The organism is Paenisporosarcina sp. TG-14 (assembly GCF_000297555.1).
Classification (GTDB): domain Bacteria; phylum Bacillota; class Bacilli; order Bacillales_A; family Planococcaceae; genus Paenisporosarcina; species Paenisporosarcina antarctica.
In genome coordinates, this window is sequence record NZ_AMGD01000039.1 from 94,942 (window position 1) to 111,569 (window position 16,628).

The following is a 16,628-nucleotide window of genomic DNA, read 5'->3' on the forward strand; positions in this document are numbered from 1 at the left end:
GAAACTTAGTTTTAGCAGGCTTCTTTACTATTTACAACCTACATAATACTCATTAAAGGAGTTGGAACGAATGCAAAATGGCATTCTTCCGCTATGGAAAGAAAAAGGGATGACATCCCACGATTGCGTCTTTAAACTACGTAAAATTTTAAAAATGAAACGCATCGGCCATACAGGAACTCTTGATCCAAGTGTGGAAGGGGTTCTACCTATTTGTTTAGGAGAATCTACAAAAGTAGCGGAGTATCTTACAAATGCAGGTAAAATTTATGAAGCTGAAGTGACGATTGGTGCATCTACTACAACTGAAGATGCAGATGGAGATGTAGTAGAATCAAATGATTCGCACAAACATTTCACTCCACAGGATATTCTATCTGCTTTAACAGCCTTGACTGGAACAATAGAACAAACTCCTCCTATGTACTCAGCTGTTAAAGTAAATGGGAAGAAACTTTATGAATATGCACGAGCTGGAGTTTCGGTTGAAAGACCAACAAGGCAAGTGAAAATTTATGAACTAACACTTTTAAGTGAAGAAGCCTCATATTCAGGCAAACATGTTTCCTTTAGAATTCGCGTCTCGTGTAGCAAAGGAACATATATTCGAACACTTGCTGTTCAGATTGGTGAAAAACTAGGGTATCCTGCTCATATGTCGAATTTAGTGCGAACGAATTCTGGAACATTTACAGCCACCGATTGTCTGACATTAAAACAAGTTCAAGATCTCGTTGACAACGAATTATTAACTGATAAATTATATGATTTAGATTATGCACTGCAAGATATGCCGAAATTTGAAGTGCCTAGTGATTTAGAAAAAGCCATAAAAAATGGACAAGTATTAGATGCGATTGAGGCACTTAATGATCATCAGCGAATCGTTTATACGAAAGATTCTCAAGCAGTTGCTGTGTATATTAAGCATCCTTCAAAAGAAGGAAGGATGAAGCCTGAAAAAATGTTTAATCGATTAGATAAAGAAGGAGATGCCAAATGAACATTGTACACTTATCATACCCACATCATATAAGTGATTCCATAATTTCTGGTCCTTTTTCTTTAGCAATCGGCTTTTTTGACGGAGTTCACTTAGGTCATCGAGAAGTTATTGATCATGCTAATAAAGAAGCTCTAGAAAAAGGATTGAAATTAGCAGTCATGACATTTGATCCACACCCTTCGATTGTTCTTGGCAAACGCAACGAAAAAGTGTTTTATATTACTCCACTTGATCAAAAATTAGAATTGCTTGAATCCATGGGAGTAGATACAACATTTGTTGTTCGCTTTACGTCTGATTTCGCGCAATTAACGCCTGAACAATTCGTTGAAACGTTCATTCATCAATTGAATGTTACCCATGTAACGGCGGGATTTGATTTCACTTTTGGTGCTTTTGGAAGTGGGGATATGAACGTGATGAAACAATTAGCCAAAAAGCAATTTAATGTTTCAGTCGTTGAGAAAAAGTCAGATGACAGTATAAAAATCAGCTCAACACGTATCCGACATGCATTAACTGCAGGGGACATGGAAAAAGTTCATGAATTGCTCGGTAGACCTTTTCAAATTCCAGGTATAGTCGTTCATGGAGACAAGAGAGGTCGCCAAATAGGTTTTCCAACAGCGAATATTCAAGCAAAAGAAGGATCTTTCATTCCAGCAACTGGGGTATATTCTGTTAGGATGCTAGTGCAGGATGAATGGTTTGATGGCGTTTGCAATGTGGGGTATAAACCTACTTTTAAATCACCTGACGAAAAGAAATTAACGATTGAAGTACATTTGTTTAATTTTGATAGAAATATTTATGGCGAAGAGGTCTATGTTGATTGGTATCATCATATTCGAAATGAACGTAAATTTGATGGAATTGATTCGTTAAAACAACAAATTAATAAAGATAAAAAAACGGCTATTTCGTTTCTTCAAAAGTTAAACTAAGAGTTGCAGAATTGCATGAAATGTGATAATATTCATAGGTGCATAGAGATATGCTAAACCGTTGCTCGGCAATACGAATCACCAACGTTTGCTCGGTAATTGGGGATATTATGAGAATTGGAGGTGAACCAGAATGGCAGTTACACAAGAACGCAAAAATGAACTAATCGCTGAGTATCGTACTCATGAAAGCGACACTGGTTCCGCAGACATTCAGATCGCAGTATTAACAGAAGACATTAACAATTTGAATGGTCATTTACGTACACACAAGAAAGACCACCACTCACGTCGCGGTCTATTCAAAATGGTTGGACGTCGTCGTAACTTGTTAAAATACTTACGTGAAAACGAAGTATCACGTTACCGCGCATTGATCGCTAAACTTGGTATACGTCGATAAAATGTACTTTACTGAAAGCGGGATACGTCCCGCTTTTTCTTTATGTTCTAAAAAATTCTCCCTATTAAATAGCCACTCATACTGTTACTATAAAAGATTTCGCATAATAATTGCTTTTTTGATACACTACTAATGATACATACAACTAAATTTTACAATATTTTTAGTGTGGGAGGAGTTCAATCAATGAACAAAGAACAAATTTTTAATTTCGAATGGGCAGGTCGTCCATTACAAGTAGAAATAGGCAAGTTTGCTAAACAAGCAAATGGTGCTGTGATGGTACGTTATGGTGATTCCACCGTTCTTGCAACAGCAACAGCTTCTAAACATCCAAAACCACTTGACTTCTTCCCACTTACTTGCAATTATGAAGAGCGTCTTTACGCTGCAGGAAAAATTCCAGGTGGATTTATTAAACGAGAAGGCCGTCCATCAGAAAATGCGATCTTAACAAGTCGCTTGATTGACAGAACTCTACGCCCATTATTCCCAGATGGTTTCCGTAACGAAGTCCAAGTTATTTCAATTGTCATGTCAGTTGACCAAGATTGCACATCAGAAATGGCTGCAATGTTCGGTTCATCTTTAGCTTTAATGATTTCTGATATTCCTTTTGGAGGACCAATTGCTGGTGTTCAAGTCGGTTTAATTGACGATAAATTCGTGATTAATCCAACTCAAGCTCAAATGGAACAAAGTACAATTGATTTAATCGTATCGGGAACAAAAGATGCAGTCAACATGGTGGAAGCTGGTGCTTTAGAAATTCCAGAAGAAGTTATGTTAGAAGCCATTATGTTCGGTCACGCAGAAGTTATTAAATTGGTTGAATTACAAGAAGAAATTGCAGCTCTTTTAGGCAAAGAAAAATTAGATATTAAATTGTACGAACTTGATGCTGAACTTTCTGCTGAAATTAGCTCAATGTGCGAATCAAAACTGATTAACGCAATTCAAGTGCAAGAAAAACATGCACGTGAAAAAGCAATCAACGAAGTTAAAGATGAAGTAATCGCAATATTTGTAGAACGTGAAGTAGATAATGCAGAACTTAAACAAGTTCGAGAAATTCTTGATAAAATGGTAAAAGAAGAAGTTCGTCGTTTAATAACTGAAGATAAAATCCGTCCAGATGGTCGTAAATTAGACGAAATTCGTCCACTGTCATCTGAAACAGGTATTTTACCTCGCACACATGGATCTGGTTTGTTTACACGTGGACAAACTCAAGCTCTAAGTATTGCAACTTTAGGTGCATTAGGCGATGTTCAAATTATTGATGGTTTAGGAATTGAAGAGTCAAAACGTTTTATGCATCATTACAACTTCCCACAATTTAGTGTTGGGGAGACAGGTCCAATGCGTGGACCTGGCCGTCGTGAAATCGGTCATGGTGCTTTAGGAGAACGTGCGTTAAAAGCAGTACTTCCTGACGAAAAAGAATTTCCATATACAATACGTTTAGTTTCAGAAGTTCTTGAATCTAACGGTTCTACGTCTCAAGCAAGTATTTGTGCATCAACTCTAGCGATGATGGATGCAGGTGTACCAATAAAAGCGCCAGTAGCTGGTATTGCTATGGGTCTTATTAAACGCGGTAATGATTATTCAGTTCTTTCAGACATCCAAGGAATGGAAGATCACTTAGGAGATATGGACTTTAAAGTAGCAGGAACTGCAAAAGGTGTAACTGCACTTCAAATGGATATTAAAATCGACGGATTATCACGTAGCATATTAGAAGAAGCATTAACACAAGCTAAAATTGGTAGAATGCATATACTAGAAAGTATGATCGCAACTATTTCCGAACCACGCGAGAAACTATCTAAATACGCTCCTAAGATTGTCAAAGTGAAAATCAATCCTGATAAGATTCGCGATGTAATTGGACCAGGCGGAAAACAAATCAATAAAATTATTGATGAAACAGGCGTTAAAATTGATACAGAGCAAGATGGATCAATTTATATTTCTTCAATTGATGAAGCGATGATTGCACGTGCAAAAGAAATTATTGAAAATATTGTACGTGTTGCTGTAGTTGGAGAATACTTTATGGGTAAAGTGAAACGCATTGAGAAATTTGGTGCTTTTGTAGAAATTTTCACTGGTAAAGATGGCCTTCTTCATATTTCTGAAATTCAAGAAGAACGTACAAAATCAGTTGAAGATGTTCTGAAACTTGATGACGAATTAAAAGTTAAGGTTATCGAAATTGATAATCAAGGCAGAGTGAACTTATCACGTAAAATCGTTGTTAAAGAAGAAAAAGAAGCAGCTGAATTAGAACAAGCCTAATAAATAGAAATAATAAGTAATAAATTATAAATAAAGAAAAGAGGTTGCCAACTGATGTATGGCAATCTTTTTTTTCGAGAGTATGGGGGATTAAGTTACTGTGCTACAAAAAAGAACAAGTCAAAATGGTGTGCGTATAGTATTTGAACATATTCCACATGTTCGATCAGTCGCTGTGGGTGTATGGGTTGACGTTGGATCGAGACACGAAAAACCTGAAGAAAATGGCTTAACTCATTTTATTGAACATATGCTTTTTAAAGGTACAGCGACTCGTACAGCTCGTCAAATTGCTGAAGAATTTGATCGCATTGGCGGTTATGTGAACGCATTTACCTCAAAAGAACAAACATGTTATTACGCAAAAGTATTAGATCATCACGCTAAGCATGCGATATCGGTATTAGCAGATATGTTTTTCCACTCGGAGTTTGATGAACTTGAAATCGATAAAGAACGTCAAGTCGTGGTAGAGGAAATATTAATGGTTGAGGATACGCCAGACGATGATGTCCATGAGCAATTATGGAATGTAATGTATCCTAACCAATCAATAGGTGCATCTATTTTAGGGACAAAATCATCGCTTGAAACGTTTGACAAAGATTCAATTCATCAATTTATGGATCACCACTATCGACCTGACCATATAGTTATCTCTGTTGCAGGAAATATTCAAGAAGGCTATATTGATTACATTGATTCATTATTCGGACAATTTAAATCAAGCTCTAAACTAGCTGAGAGAGATTCTATGTCTATTCCGATTTTCAGTCCAGGTGAATCACTTAAGTCACGTGAAACAGAACAAGGTCATATTTGTCTTGGTTATCCAGGGTTGAGTGTTAAAGATAAGCATATATATGATTTAGTAGTAATGAATAATATATTAGGCGGCAATATGTCGTCTCGTTTATTCCAAGAAGTACGTGAAGAAAAGGCATTAGCCTATTCAATATATTCGTATCATTCTTCTTCTGAAGATTCTGGATCAGTTGAAATTTATGGGGGTACATCGAACAATCAATTACAGAAACTGCAAGATACCATTTTTGAAACCATTCAAAAAGTGGTGGACGAAGGTGTAACAGATACAGAAGTAAACAATGCGAAAGAGCAATTAAAAGGCAATCTAATGCTCGGATTAGAAAGCACAAATGCCCGAATGAGTCGCAATGGCAAAAATGAATTAATTTTCAAAAAACATAAAACGTACGATGAAGTGTTGCAGTCAATTGATGAAGTGCACATTCATCAAGTACAAAAGTTAGTGACAGAAATATTTGCTAATAAACCTGCAGTTTCAATCATTACGCCAAAAAAAGACAATCCACTGTGATTGTCTTTTTTTTGATTTGAATACTGTAGTCGCTAAATCTTATCTACGTTATTATAGTTACTACAATCGTCGCTCCTCTAAAACAAACGATTCAAGACTAAAAAAAACAGAAAGTTGTAAGGGATAAGTTGGGAAAAGAAGAAATTCAAAAAGCAGCATATCAATCGACTAAGATTGATATGCTGCTTTTTTTGAACTTATTCAGATGCATACCTTCAGATAATCTATTAAAAATTAATTTCAATACCAGCAGCCAGTTCATGTGTACTATATTTTATAAAAGCTTTTTCTTTTCAACTATCTCATAAGATTCTCCTATATTAATAAACCAATACCATTAAAATTTAGAGAAGCTAATTTGAAATCAGCTTGACTATTTATATCTGTACCGGCTGTAGAATCTCTTGCATCCGTAATACGGGGACTCTTAACAGGAATACTGACGGGATGAACGCACCCCCTTCTCACCCCCTTCATTTTAAAAATAAGTTTTCTATTTACATCGGAGTTGATCTAAATTATTCTTCTTCACTTTTCTTGTGAACATGTGATTCTTTCTTTGCATATATTTAAGGAGATGAACATGGAGGAGGAGTCATATGTTGCTTTCAGAATTAGCAGTGAAAGAATTAATTCAAATTGAAGATGGCAAGCGATTTGGGTTACTTGCAGATACTGAATTACTTTTTGAACCAATCAGCGGTAAAATCATTGGATTTCTAATACTAAAAGAACTAGGAAACAGACCATTTAAAACAAAATCAGTAAACCAAAACATGTATATCGCTTGGGAGGATATCACACTTATTGGTGAAGATCGTATTCTCTTTACAAAAACATCTCACTTGCATTCGGAAAAATCACTATGACGGTGCTTAAGTGGTGCATTATTGGAACTGATCCTCGCATGGAGAAGCTCTCAATTTTATTGGAACAATTAAATGTTCATGTGTTATTTCTAAAAACAAAAGCTTGGAGTTACCAAGTAGAGCGAGATTTATTATCATTTCAACCAGATATCTTGGTGCTTCCCATTCAACCACTTGAAATTGTAACGGATTCGGTTGGATTAGAATTTTTTAAAACTGTAAAAAAATGTTTTATAGGAAAACTATCACCAGAATGGACACGCTTTTTTGAAGCGAGCGAGCTCGATGTTGAAGCATATCTTGAGAATGAACAATTTATTTGGTTAAATGCAAAGCTAACTGCAGAAGGTTTTATTGCAGCATATTATTTAGAAGAACATGAAATGGTTGCTGGTAAACAATTTATGATTTCAGGTTTCGGACGCGTCGCAAAATTGCTTGCAACACAGCTAAAGCGAATGGATGCTCATCCGCAAATTGTTGTCCGATCTTCGGTTCAATTAGCAGAAGCACAGGCGATGGGATATGAAACGAGAAAATTAGAGCATGGTATCACATGTGATCAGTCAATTTTCATTAATACAATACCTGCTAAATGGTTAACGCAAGGCTATCATTCATTATTAACAACATGCCAACGATTTTATGATATTGCGTCCTCACCAGGCTGTTTAGCTTTGGAGGGGGACTATTCACATAAATATAAACTTTATACATCTTTGCCAGGGCAGTTTTTAAAAGAGGACGCTGCAAAGTTACTTTTTAAGTGTGTGACTGAGTCAGCAAAAAATCTAGAAGGAGGAACGGTGTGTTACAAGGTAAACGAATTGGACTTGGAATAACTGCATCACATTGTACGTATGAAGAAGTGGTGCCAAAAATCACTGTGTTAAGAGAACAAGGAGCAGTAGTTGTGCCAATTGTGTCACATTCAGTTTTGGTAGCTGCTACAAGATTTGGCACTGGAGAAGAATGGGTACGGAAAATCGAAGAAGCTGCTGGCGCAAAAGTAATATCAACAATTGCAGAAGCAGAGCCTCTGGGACCAAAAGCGCCAGTTGATTGCATGGTGATAGCGCCGATGACTGGGAATTCTATTAGTCGTTTTGCCAATGCAGCAACGGATTCACCTGTTTTGATGGCCGCGAAAGCAACGATTAGAAATGGGCGACCCGTCGTCATTGGCATTTCAACCAACGATGCACTTGGATTAAACGGGGTCAACGTGATGCGGTTATTAAATGCTAAACACATTTATTTCATACCATTTGGTCAAGATGATCCCTATAAAAAACCAAACTCTCTTATCTCCGACTTTAACTTGATTGTACCTACGATTGTTCAAGCTATTGCACACCAACAACTTCAACCCCTATTAATCCAACACAAACAATCGGATTAATTTTCATGCACATTACCGCAAGATTATGATACAATAACCGACAATATAACCAATTAGTTGGCTAGAGGGAGTGAGTGTCATGTCTAAAAGTTACACAGTCGCTGTTGTCGGTGCAACCGGTGCAGTAGGCGAAAAAATGATGGAACAACTAGAGAAACGAAAGTTCCCAATTGAACATATAAAATTTTTAGCATCCAAACGTTCAGCAGGAAAATCTATTGTATTCAAAGGGCAGTCATACACCATTGAAGAAGCTACGCCTGAAGCCTTTAATGGTGTTGATATTGCTCTATTTAGTGCAGGTGGTTCAGTTTCTAAAGAACTTGCACCAGAAGCTGTAAAGCGCGGTGCAGTGGTCATTGATAATACGAGTGCATTTCGTATGGATAAAGAAATTGTGCTTGTTGTTCCAGAAGTGAATCGACAAGATCTTAAATTACACACTGGTATTATTGCCAACCCGAATTGTTCAACGATTCAGATGGTGTGTGCCTTGCAACCTATAAAAGAAGCATTTGGTTTGAACAATGTCATCGTATCTACTTATCAAGCAGTATCAGGTGCTGGAGTAGTTGCAATAAATGAGTTAGAAGCACAGAGTTTAACGTTTGGGAAAACGAAAATTTCAGAAGCTCAAGTTTTACCAGTTAAAGGCGCAGAAATACATTATCCGATTGCGTTTAATGTCATTCCACAAATCGATACTTTTGACGACAATGGATATACGTTAGAAGAAATGAAAATGATCAATGAAACAAAGAAAATAATGCATATGCCAAATCTTTCAGTTGCTGCTACATGTGTTCGTCTACCTGTCGTTTCAGGACACTCTGAATCTGTTTTTATTGAGGTAGAGAAAGCAGGAGTCAGTGTATCTGATATCCGTTCCGTATTGGAATCAGCAAAAGGGATTAAAGTTCTCGATAATCCTGCAAAACAAGAATATCCAATGCCGTTATTTGCGGAAGGGCAAGACGAGGTATTTGTTGGTCGTATTCGAAAAGATTTATCAAATGATAAAGGATTTCATATATGGATTGTCGCAGACAATTTATTGAAAGGTGCAGCACTTAACTCAATACAAATTGCAGAAGTATTGATTGAAGACGGTATTATTTAAAAGGAGAGTTGCTTATGCATATAGGTCGCGTTTCTACAGCGATGATCACACCCTTTTTACCGGATGGGTCCATTCATTTTGAAATGGTCGCAAAACTGATTGAACATTTAATTGCTACTGGGACTGATTCGGTTGTGGTTTGTGGAACGACTGGGGAATCACCTACATTAACTGATAATGAAAAAGCGGACTTAATTCGTTTTACGGTGGATTCGGTAAATAATCGTATTCCTGTAATTGCGGGTACTGGAAGTAACAGCACGAAAGCTTCGATTGACTTGACGAAAATAGCAGATGAAGCGGGTGTAAATGGTATTATGCTTGTTACCCCGTATTATAATAAACCTGATCAACGTGGTATGTATGAACATTTTAAAACGATAGCAAATGAAACTAAATTGCCCGTTTTACTTTATAATATTCCAGGTCGTTCTGTTGTCAATATGTTACCAGAGACAGTATTGAAGCTTAGTAAAATCTCAAATATTCAAGCTATTAAAGAGGCTGGTGGCAACTTAGAACAAATGTCAGATATTATTGCTGGTAGTCATGCTGATTTTGCAGTCTACAGTGGAGATGATGGGTTAACGTTACCTGTACTATCCATTGGAGGTGCAGGTGTTGTGTCCGTTGCTTCCCACGTGGTTGGAGCAGATATGCAAAAATTAATACGTGCGTTTGAAGAGGGAAGACATCAAGATGCTGCTATAATTCACCATGCATTATTACCGCTAATTCGAGCGCTCTTTGCAAAACCAAATCCAGTTCCAGTTAAATATGCATTGGGAAAATTGGGTTTAGATGTAGGTTCAGTTCGATTACCACTGGTTGATATGATAGACGAAGAACAACAAAATTTCGATCAAGTTTGGTCACAATATAAGGAAAAACAGCAGAGCTTTAGATAAATTTTAAAAGGTCAGTGATGCACTGACCTTTTTTTGTTTGTACTGTTGTCATGCGTCCCGTATAATGAATACTAGTGGAAGTTGATCGGGTTAATTTTTAGGAGGAAAGCACGTGACAAAAACAATAAATGAAAACATTCGAATTATCCCTCTCGGTGGAGTTGGGGAAATCGGAAAAGCTATGTATGTAGTAGAGATTGATGAAGAAATATTTGTAGTAGATAGTGGACTAATGTTTCCTGAAGATGAAATGCTTGGAATTGATATAGTTATTCCAGACGTGACGTATTTAGAAGAAAATAAAGCGCGAATAAAAGGAATCTTTTTAACGCACGGACATGAAGATGCAATTGGCTCCATTTCGTATTTGCTAAATAAGATTCAAGCACCAGTATACGGCTCTCGTCTAACTATCGCCTTAGCAAAAGAGCATTTGAAAGAATTACCAGCAGCTCAACCTGTCAAATTCTTTGAAGTAACAAATAAAAGCCGTATGAACTTTAAATCAACACACGTAACATTTTTCCATACAACGCATAGTATTCCAGATTCTTTAGGAATTGTCTTCCACACTTCTGAAGGAGCAATTGTGCATACTGGTGAATTCAAATTCGACCAATCTGCAAAAGGAAGCTATCGTCCAGACATCGCCAAAATGGCAGGTCTTGGAGAAGAAGGCGTATTTATTTTAATGTCAGACTCAACTGAAGCAGAACGACCTGGCTACACAACTTCTGAATCTGTCATTGAAGAACATTTATCTGAGAATTTCCATAGTTCAAAAGGCCGTATAATTGTTTCTGTATATTCTTCAAACTTTATTCGTATTCAACAAGTGTTTGACAATGCAATTGAATCCCGTCGTAAAGTTGCATTAGTGGGTAAAACGTTGGAAAGCGTATTTGAAGTAGGTAAGCGATTAGAGTACTTAGAGATAAATGAAGAAACACTTATTCCGATTAAAGATATTGGGAATTACGCAGACGATGAAGTAATAATTATTGTTTCAGGTAATCAAGGGGAACCATTAGAAGCTCTTGATAAAATGGTTAGAAAACATCATAAAGATGTTAAATTAAAAGATACAGATACGGTATTAATTACATTCACGCCATCTCCAGGTATGGAAGTAGCGATGTTTAAAACGATGAACCACATAGCTAAAGCAGGTGCAAAAGTGTTGACTGCTAGTGAAAAAGTTCATGTTTCTGGGCATGGTAGTCAAGAAGATTTAAAAATGATGTTAAACTTAATGAAACCAAAATTCTTTATCCCTATTCAAGGTGAATACCGCATGCTGATGGCTCACTCGAAACTTGCGCAAGCTACTGGATTAGAGAAAAATCAAATCTTTATTGCTGATAAAGGTGATGTAGTTGAGTATAAGAGCGGGAAAATGCGTATGAGTGGACGTGTACAAGCTGGTAACATCTTAATCGATGGAATTGGTATCGGGGATGTAGGGAACATCGTGTTGCGCGATCGTAAACTACTATCACAAGATGGTATCTTGATCGTTGTAGTCACTTTAAACCGTGCACAAAAGAAAATTGCCTCTGGTCCGGAAATCTTATCACGCGGATTTGTATATGTTCGTGAGTCAGAACAATTGATGGATGAGTCAGCACAACTCGTGAAGAAAATTGTTGAGAAATATGTAATTAAAGAAACATTTGAGTGGACAAATATCAAACAAGAAATTCGTGACACCTTAAATTCGTATCTATATAAACAAACGAAAAGACGTCCTATGATCATCCCGATTATTATGGAATATTAAGGTGAAAAAGCGGAAGGATTTCCTCGCCATTTATATCGGCAGGAAATCCTTTTTCTTTACTAATGAAAGAAGGTGAAAGGTATCACAGTAAAAAAGAAGAAAGTGATGACAAAAAAGAAACCCACAACCACTAAATTTCCACTTGTTTTTGAAATTATAGGCTTATTGTTAATTGGACTTGGTATTATTACATTTTTTGAATTAGGTTATGTTGGATTTGGTTTGTCGTCTATCGCCCGATTTTTCTTTGGGAATTGGCATATTGCAGTACCATTTTTATGTATTGTAGTTGCACTTATCATGATGATTAAACAGGCGGTACCTGGATTGAATAACCGAATCGTTACAGGCTTTTTAAGTATATTAGCTAGTATGACAATTTTTAGTCACTTGGTATTGTTTGAACAACTATTTCAAGGTGGCGCATTAGTAAGCGACTCCGTTCTTCGTGAAACGTGGAGAATCTTAATTGAAAGTGATGGTATTGTAAGTCGTGAACAGTCTTTAGGTGGGGGTATGATAGGAGCGTTTCTATTCGCCACATTCCACGTATTATTTGATGCAGGAGGCGCCACAATAGCGGCTTGGTTATTATTAATAATTGGTTTTATTTTACTTTCAGGAATAGCACTCGTGCCATATTTAGTAAGTAAAATTCCACAATGGAAAAACAATTGGATGGCAATGAGAGCGCAAAAGAAAAAAGATAAAGCACTTGCTTCACCCAAAATACAAACAAGAAGTGACAAGAATAAAAAATTACAAAACGTACCTTCTTCTGCACAACAAAAGGAAGAAGTGGCAACAATTCATCAAGAAACCGAAATTGAACATGCTTCGCCCATTATTTCCGCATTCACAGAACGTGCAGAAAGAACAGTAGAAATTAAACCTCAGCCTGAAATTAAGAAAACAGAAGAATTGAATGAAAAAGCTTTTGATACTGTATCTGAAACAGTTTTAGAAAATAAAGACTATCAATTACCGTCTATCACTTTATTAAATGCTCCACCGTATAGTGATCAAAGTGGGGAATATTCACTAATTCAAGCAAACGCAAAAAAATTAGAAAAGACTTTTCATAGCTTTGGTGTTAAAGCACGTGTGACACAAGTGCATCTAGGACCAGCGGTTACTAAATACGAAGTGTTGCCTGATGCAGGAGTTAAAGTAAGTAGAATTGTTAGTCTTAGTGATGATCTAGCTTTAGCACTTGCTGCACGTGATATTCGAATTGAAGCACCGATTCCCGGGAAATCTGCGATTGGTATTGAAGTACCAAATAAAGAAGTGGCTATCGTTAGTTTACGTGAAGTATTAGAAGCAAAAGAAAACAACAATGCTGAAGCAAAATTATTGATTGGTCTTGGCCGTGATATCACGGGACAAGCGGTTCTTGCTGAATTAAATAAAATGCCTCATTTACTTGTTGCTGGGTCAACTGGTAGTGGGAAGAGTGTATGTATCAATGGGATTATCGTCAGTATTATCATGCGAGCGAAACCTCACGAAGTTAAAATGATGATGATTGATCCTAAAATGGTCGAATTGAATGTCTATAATGGCATTCCTCATTTATTAGCACCTGTCGTGACTGATCCGAGAAAAGCTTCTCAGGCACTCAAAAAAGTGGTTTCAGAAATGGAACGCCGTTATGATTTATTTTCACATACAGGGATGCGAAATATTGAAGGATACAATGATCATATTTTAAAATGGAATGAAGAGAATGAGGAGAAACATCCGAAGTTGCCATATATCGTTGTTATTGTGGATGAATTAGCTGACTTGATGATGGTAGCATCTAATGATGTGGAAGATTCTATTACTCGTTTAGCACAAATGGCTCGTGCAGCAGGTATTCATTTAATTATTGCTACACAACGACCAAGTGTTGATGTCATAACGGGTGTAATTAAAGCCAATATACCTTCTCGAATTGCATTTGCGGTATCTTCATCCATTGACTCACGGACCATATTAGATATGGGGGGAGCAGAGAAGTTGCTTGGTAGAGGTGATATGCTGTTTTTAGCAGCAGGTGCTTCAAAACCTGTTCGTGTACAAGGGGCTTATTTATCTGATCAAGAAGTAGAAAAGATTGTTGATTTTGCGATTGAACAGCAAAAAGCTCAATATCAAGAAGAAATGATTCCAACAGAAATCGTAGAAGTTCCATTAGATGAACAAACAGATGATATATATGATGAAGCTGTTCAACTAGTGACCGATATGCAAACTGCTTCTGTATCTCTTTTGCAAAGAAGATTCCGTATTGGATATTCGAGAGCAGCACGTATTATTGATCAAATGGAAATGCGCGGCGTAGTCGGTGGCTATGAAGGTAGCAAACCACGTCAAGTACTACAAGCCAAGCAAGATGAAATAAATTAATATGACAGTAGGATTACAATTAAATTAAAATTTTTACGAAACTTTTCAGAATTACTCAAAAATCTATTTATTTACACAAATAAAAGTGGTATAGTATGTCTGATTAGTAGGAAAGTTTTACATCAGATGTCTGATCTCTACTCTTGGTGGTGTTTCGTATGACAATAAAAGCAGATAGTCGTCATTTGTATCTCCAAGTGATCGATCGCCTAAAAGGCGATATTGAAAAAGGTGTGTTTAAAGAGAAGGAAAAACTTCCTTCAGAATTTGAACTGGCCAAATTACTTGGAGTCAGTCGGGCAACACTTCGTGAAGCGCTTAGACTGTTGGAAGAAGAAAATATCATCGTTAGACGTCATGGTGTAGGTACATTTGTTAATCCAAAACCTGTTTTTACGTCAGGTATTGAACATTTAACAAGTATATCTTCTATGATTCGTACTGCGGGAATGGAACCCGGAACTATTTATTTAAGTTCAACGGAGTCACTTCCGTCTGATGAAGATATAAAACGCTTACATTGCAATAAAGACGAGACTGTCATTACAATTGAACGTGTAAGAACAGCAAATGGTGTACCTGTTGTTTATTGTGTAGACAAAGTACCTACAAAATATTTGCCGGCTGATTTTTTTAAAAGGCAGGAAGGTTCGATTTTTGCAGCAATTGAGGAGTCCGGGCATATCCGTGTTACTCATGCCGTTGCTATTATTGATCCAACAGGTTTCCACGAAGTAGCGTCACCGATTTTGGAGTGTGATTCTGAAACGGCGTTACTAGTTCTTAAACAATCACATTTTAATGACAAAGAGCAAGTTGTATTATATTCAAAAAACTATTTTAGGGCTGACAAATTCAGTTTCCATGTAGTGCGTAAAAGGGTGTAAAACAGTAAATTTCCTGCTAATATGAAAAAACAATTTTTGGGGGGTCTCAAATTGACAAAGCGTAAATTTGGTTTGGCTTTATCGATGGTATTAGCTGCTAGTACGATTTTAGGTGCTTGTGGTACTGCTAAAGATGAGAGTACGGAAACAAAGGGCGGAGAGACAGAATCAAAAACTTCTGATTTCTCTGTAGCAATGGTTACTGACATCGGTGGAGTAGACGACAAATCATTCAACCAATCAGCTTGGACAGGAATCAAAGAATTTGGCGAAGAAAATGGTCTTGAAAAAGGCGATGGTGGCTTTGATTATCTACAATCAACTTCTGATGCTGACTACAACACAAACTTAAACAAATTAGTACGTCGTGATTTTGACTTAGTTTTCGGCATTGGATTCTTAATGGAAGCTGCTGTAAATGAAATCGCTGGTCAACAACCAGATGCACATCTTGCGATTATTGATGCAGTAGTAGATCAGCCAAATGTGGCATCCGTATTATTTAAAGAGCAAGAAGGTTCTTACCTCGCTGGGGTTGCTGCTGCGTTGATGACTAAATCGAAAAAAATCGGTTTTGTTGGAGGTATGGAAATTCCTGTAATCGAGCGTTTTGAAGCTGGTTTCTTAGAAGGCGTTGCTGCAGTAGACCCTGACATCGAAGTTGATGTTCAGTACACTGGAGCATTTGACAAAGCTGAGCTTGGTAAAACAACAGCTAACCGTATGTATTCTTCGGGTGTAGATATAATTTTCCACGCTGCAGGTGGTACTGGTAACGGGGTATTCGCTGAAGCAAAAGAATTAAAAACGAAAAATCCAGATGCTTATGTTTGGGTAATCGGTGTAGACTCTGACCAATATGAAGAAGGTACTGTTGGCGACACGAACATTACGTTAACATCGATGTTAAAACGTGTTGACGTGGCTGTTAAAAACCTTTCTAAAATGGCTATGGATGGCGAATTCCCAGGTGGGGAAACAACTGTTTATGGTTTAACTGAAGAAGGCGTTGGTCTAGCAGATTCTCGTGGAGCAATTCCTGATGATGTATTAGCACAAATTGATGAGTATTCGAAGAAAATTGCAGATGGCGAAATCGAAGTTTCTGATACTGTAAAGTAATAATTAACTTAAATATGTCATCATAAAGACTGTTTATTCAGTCTTTATGATGTTTTTGTTACCCTTTCTAAATTAATACAGGAAAGGTTTTACATTGGAAACCTTTCCTGTATTAATTTATTTTATTTTGACAGTACCGAAGGAGTGAAT

Annotated in this window: 14 protein-coding genes; all 14 read left to right on the forward strand. The window is 36.9% G+C overall.

Features of this window, described 5'->3' with window-relative positions:
• Positions 1 to 70: 70 nt before the first annotated feature.
• A complete protein-coding gene (truB, locus tag C406_RS0111975; protein WP_017380871.1) occupies positions 71 to 1,003 on the forward strand; it encodes a tRNA pseudouridine(55) synthase TruB in 933 nt (310 codons plus the stop codon).
• On the forward strand, positions 1,000 to 1,950 hold the full coding sequence (gene ribF / locus C406_RS0111980) for a riboflavin biosynthesis protein RibF (protein WP_017380872.1): 951 nt from the start codon (positions 1,000 to 1,002) through the stop codon (positions 1,948 to 1,950). Before truB ends, ribF begins: the two co-directional genes overlap by 4 nt.
• A gap of 133 nt (positions 1,951 to 2,083) precedes the next feature.
• Positions 2,084 to 2,353: a 30S ribosomal protein S15 gene (gene rpsO, locus C406_RS0111985; protein ID WP_017380873.1), complete on the forward strand. Its 270-nt coding sequence runs from the start codon at positions 2,084 to 2,086 to the stop codon at positions 2,351 to 2,353.
• 186 nt (positions 2,354 to 2,539) lie between these two features.
• On the forward strand, positions 2,540 to 4,657 hold the full coding sequence (gene pnp, locus C406_RS0111990) for a polyribonucleotide nucleotidyltransferase (RefSeq protein WP_017380874.1): 2,118 nt from the start codon (positions 2,540 to 2,542) through the stop codon (positions 4,655 to 4,657).
• Between the two features lie 100 nt (positions 4,658 to 4,757).
• Positions 4,758 to 5,996, forward strand: a complete 1,239-nt coding sequence (locus tag C406_RS0111995; RefSeq protein WP_017380875.1) for a M16 family metallopeptidase — start codon at positions 4,758 to 4,760, stop codon at positions 5,994 to 5,996.
• A gap of 599 nt (positions 5,997 to 6,595) precedes the next feature.
• Positions 6,596 to 6,865 (forward strand): YlmC/YmxH family sporulation protein, encoded by a 270-nt coding sequence (locus C406_RS0112000; RefSeq protein ID WP_017380876.1) that lies wholly within the window; start codon positions 6,596 to 6,598, stop codon positions 6,863 to 6,865.
• Complete coding sequence (locus C406_RS0112005) at positions 6,862 to 7,707, forward strand: hypothetical protein (RefSeq protein ID WP_017380877.1); 846 nt, start codon at positions 6,862 to 6,864, stop codon at positions 7,705 to 7,707. Before C406_RS0112000 ends, C406_RS0112005 begins: the two co-directional genes overlap by 4 nt.
• Complete coding sequence (locus C406_RS0112010; protein WP_017380878.1) at positions 7,674 to 8,267, forward strand: dipicolinate synthase subunit B; 594 nt, start codon at positions 7,674 to 7,676, stop codon at positions 8,265 to 8,267. Before C406_RS0112005 ends, C406_RS0112010 begins: the two co-directional genes overlap by 34 nt.
• 79 nt (positions 8,268 to 8,346) lie before the next feature.
• Positions 8,347 to 9,387 (forward strand): aspartate-semialdehyde dehydrogenase, encoded by a 1,041-nt coding sequence (locus C406_RS0112015; RefSeq protein WP_017380879.1) that lies wholly within the window; start codon positions 8,347 to 8,349, stop codon positions 9,385 to 9,387.
• 14 nt (positions 9,388 to 9,401) lie between these two features.
• The gene (gene dapA / locus C406_RS0112020; RefSeq protein ID WP_017380880.1) at positions 9,402 to 10,295 is read left to right on the forward strand and encodes a 4-hydroxy-tetrahydrodipicolinate synthase; all 894 of its coding nucleotides are present in this window, start codon (positions 9,402 to 9,404) and stop codon (positions 10,293 to 10,295) included.
• Positions 10,296 to 10,407: 112 nt separating this feature from the next.
• On the forward strand, positions 10,408 to 12,075 hold the full coding sequence (locus C406_RS0112025) for a ribonuclease J (RefSeq protein WP_017380881.1): 1,668 nt from the start codon (positions 10,408 to 10,410) through the stop codon (positions 12,073 to 12,075).
• Between the two features lie 105 nt (positions 12,076 to 12,180).
• Complete coding sequence (locus tag C406_RS0112030; protein WP_017380882.1) at positions 12,181 to 14,469, forward strand: DNA translocase FtsK; 2,289 nt, start codon at positions 12,181 to 12,183, stop codon at positions 14,467 to 14,469.
• A gap of 158 nt (positions 14,470 to 14,627) precedes the next feature.
• Entirely contained in the window at positions 14,628 to 15,356 is a 729-nt protein-coding gene (locus C406_RS0112035) for a GntR family transcriptional regulator (protein WP_017380883.1), read from the forward strand.
• A gap of 51 nt (positions 15,357 to 15,407) precedes the next feature.
• The gene (locus tag C406_RS0112040; RefSeq protein ID WP_017380884.1) at positions 15,408 to 16,478 is read left to right on the forward strand and encodes a BMP family lipoprotein; all 1,071 of its coding nucleotides are present in this window, start codon (positions 15,408 to 15,410) and stop codon (positions 16,476 to 16,478) included.
• Positions 16,479 to 16,628: the final 150 nt, after the last annotated feature.

Coding starts and splice junctions, on each gene's coding strand:
- rpsO (WP_017380873.1), top strand. CDS start 2,084: ATGGCAGTTACACAAGAACGCAAAAATGAACTAATCGCTGAGTATCGT.
- ribF (WP_017380872.1), top strand. CDS start 1,000: ATGAACATTGTACACTTATCATACCCACATCATATAAGTGATTCCATA.
- dapA (WP_017380880.1), top strand. CDS start 9,402: ATGCATATAGGTCGCGTTTCTACAGCGATGATCACACCCTTTTTACCG.
- C406_RS0112005 (WP_017380877.1), top strand. CDS start 6,862: ATGACGGTGCTTAAGTGGTGCATTATTGGAACTGATCCTCGCATGGAG.
- C406_RS0112035 (WP_017380883.1), top strand. CDS start 14,628: ATGACAATAAAAGCAGATAGTCGTCATTTGTATCTCCAAGTGATCGAT.
- C406_RS0112015 (WP_017380879.1), top strand. CDS start 8,347: ATGTCTAAAAGTTACACAGTCGCTGTTGTCGGTGCAACCGGTGCAGTA.
- truB (WP_017380871.1), top strand. CDS start 71: ATGCAAAATGGCATTCTTCCGCTATGGAAAGAAAAAGGGATGACATCC.
- C406_RS0112030 (WP_017380882.1), top strand. CDS start 12,181: ATGACAAAAAAGAAACCCACAACCACTAAATTTCCACTTGTTTTTGAA.
- pnp (WP_017380874.1), top strand. CDS start 2,540: ATGAACAAAGAACAAATTTTTAATTTCGAATGGGCAGGTCGTCCATTA.
- C406_RS0112000 (WP_017380876.1), top strand. CDS start 6,596: ATGTTGCTTTCAGAATTAGCAGTGAAAGAATTAATTCAAATTGAAGAT.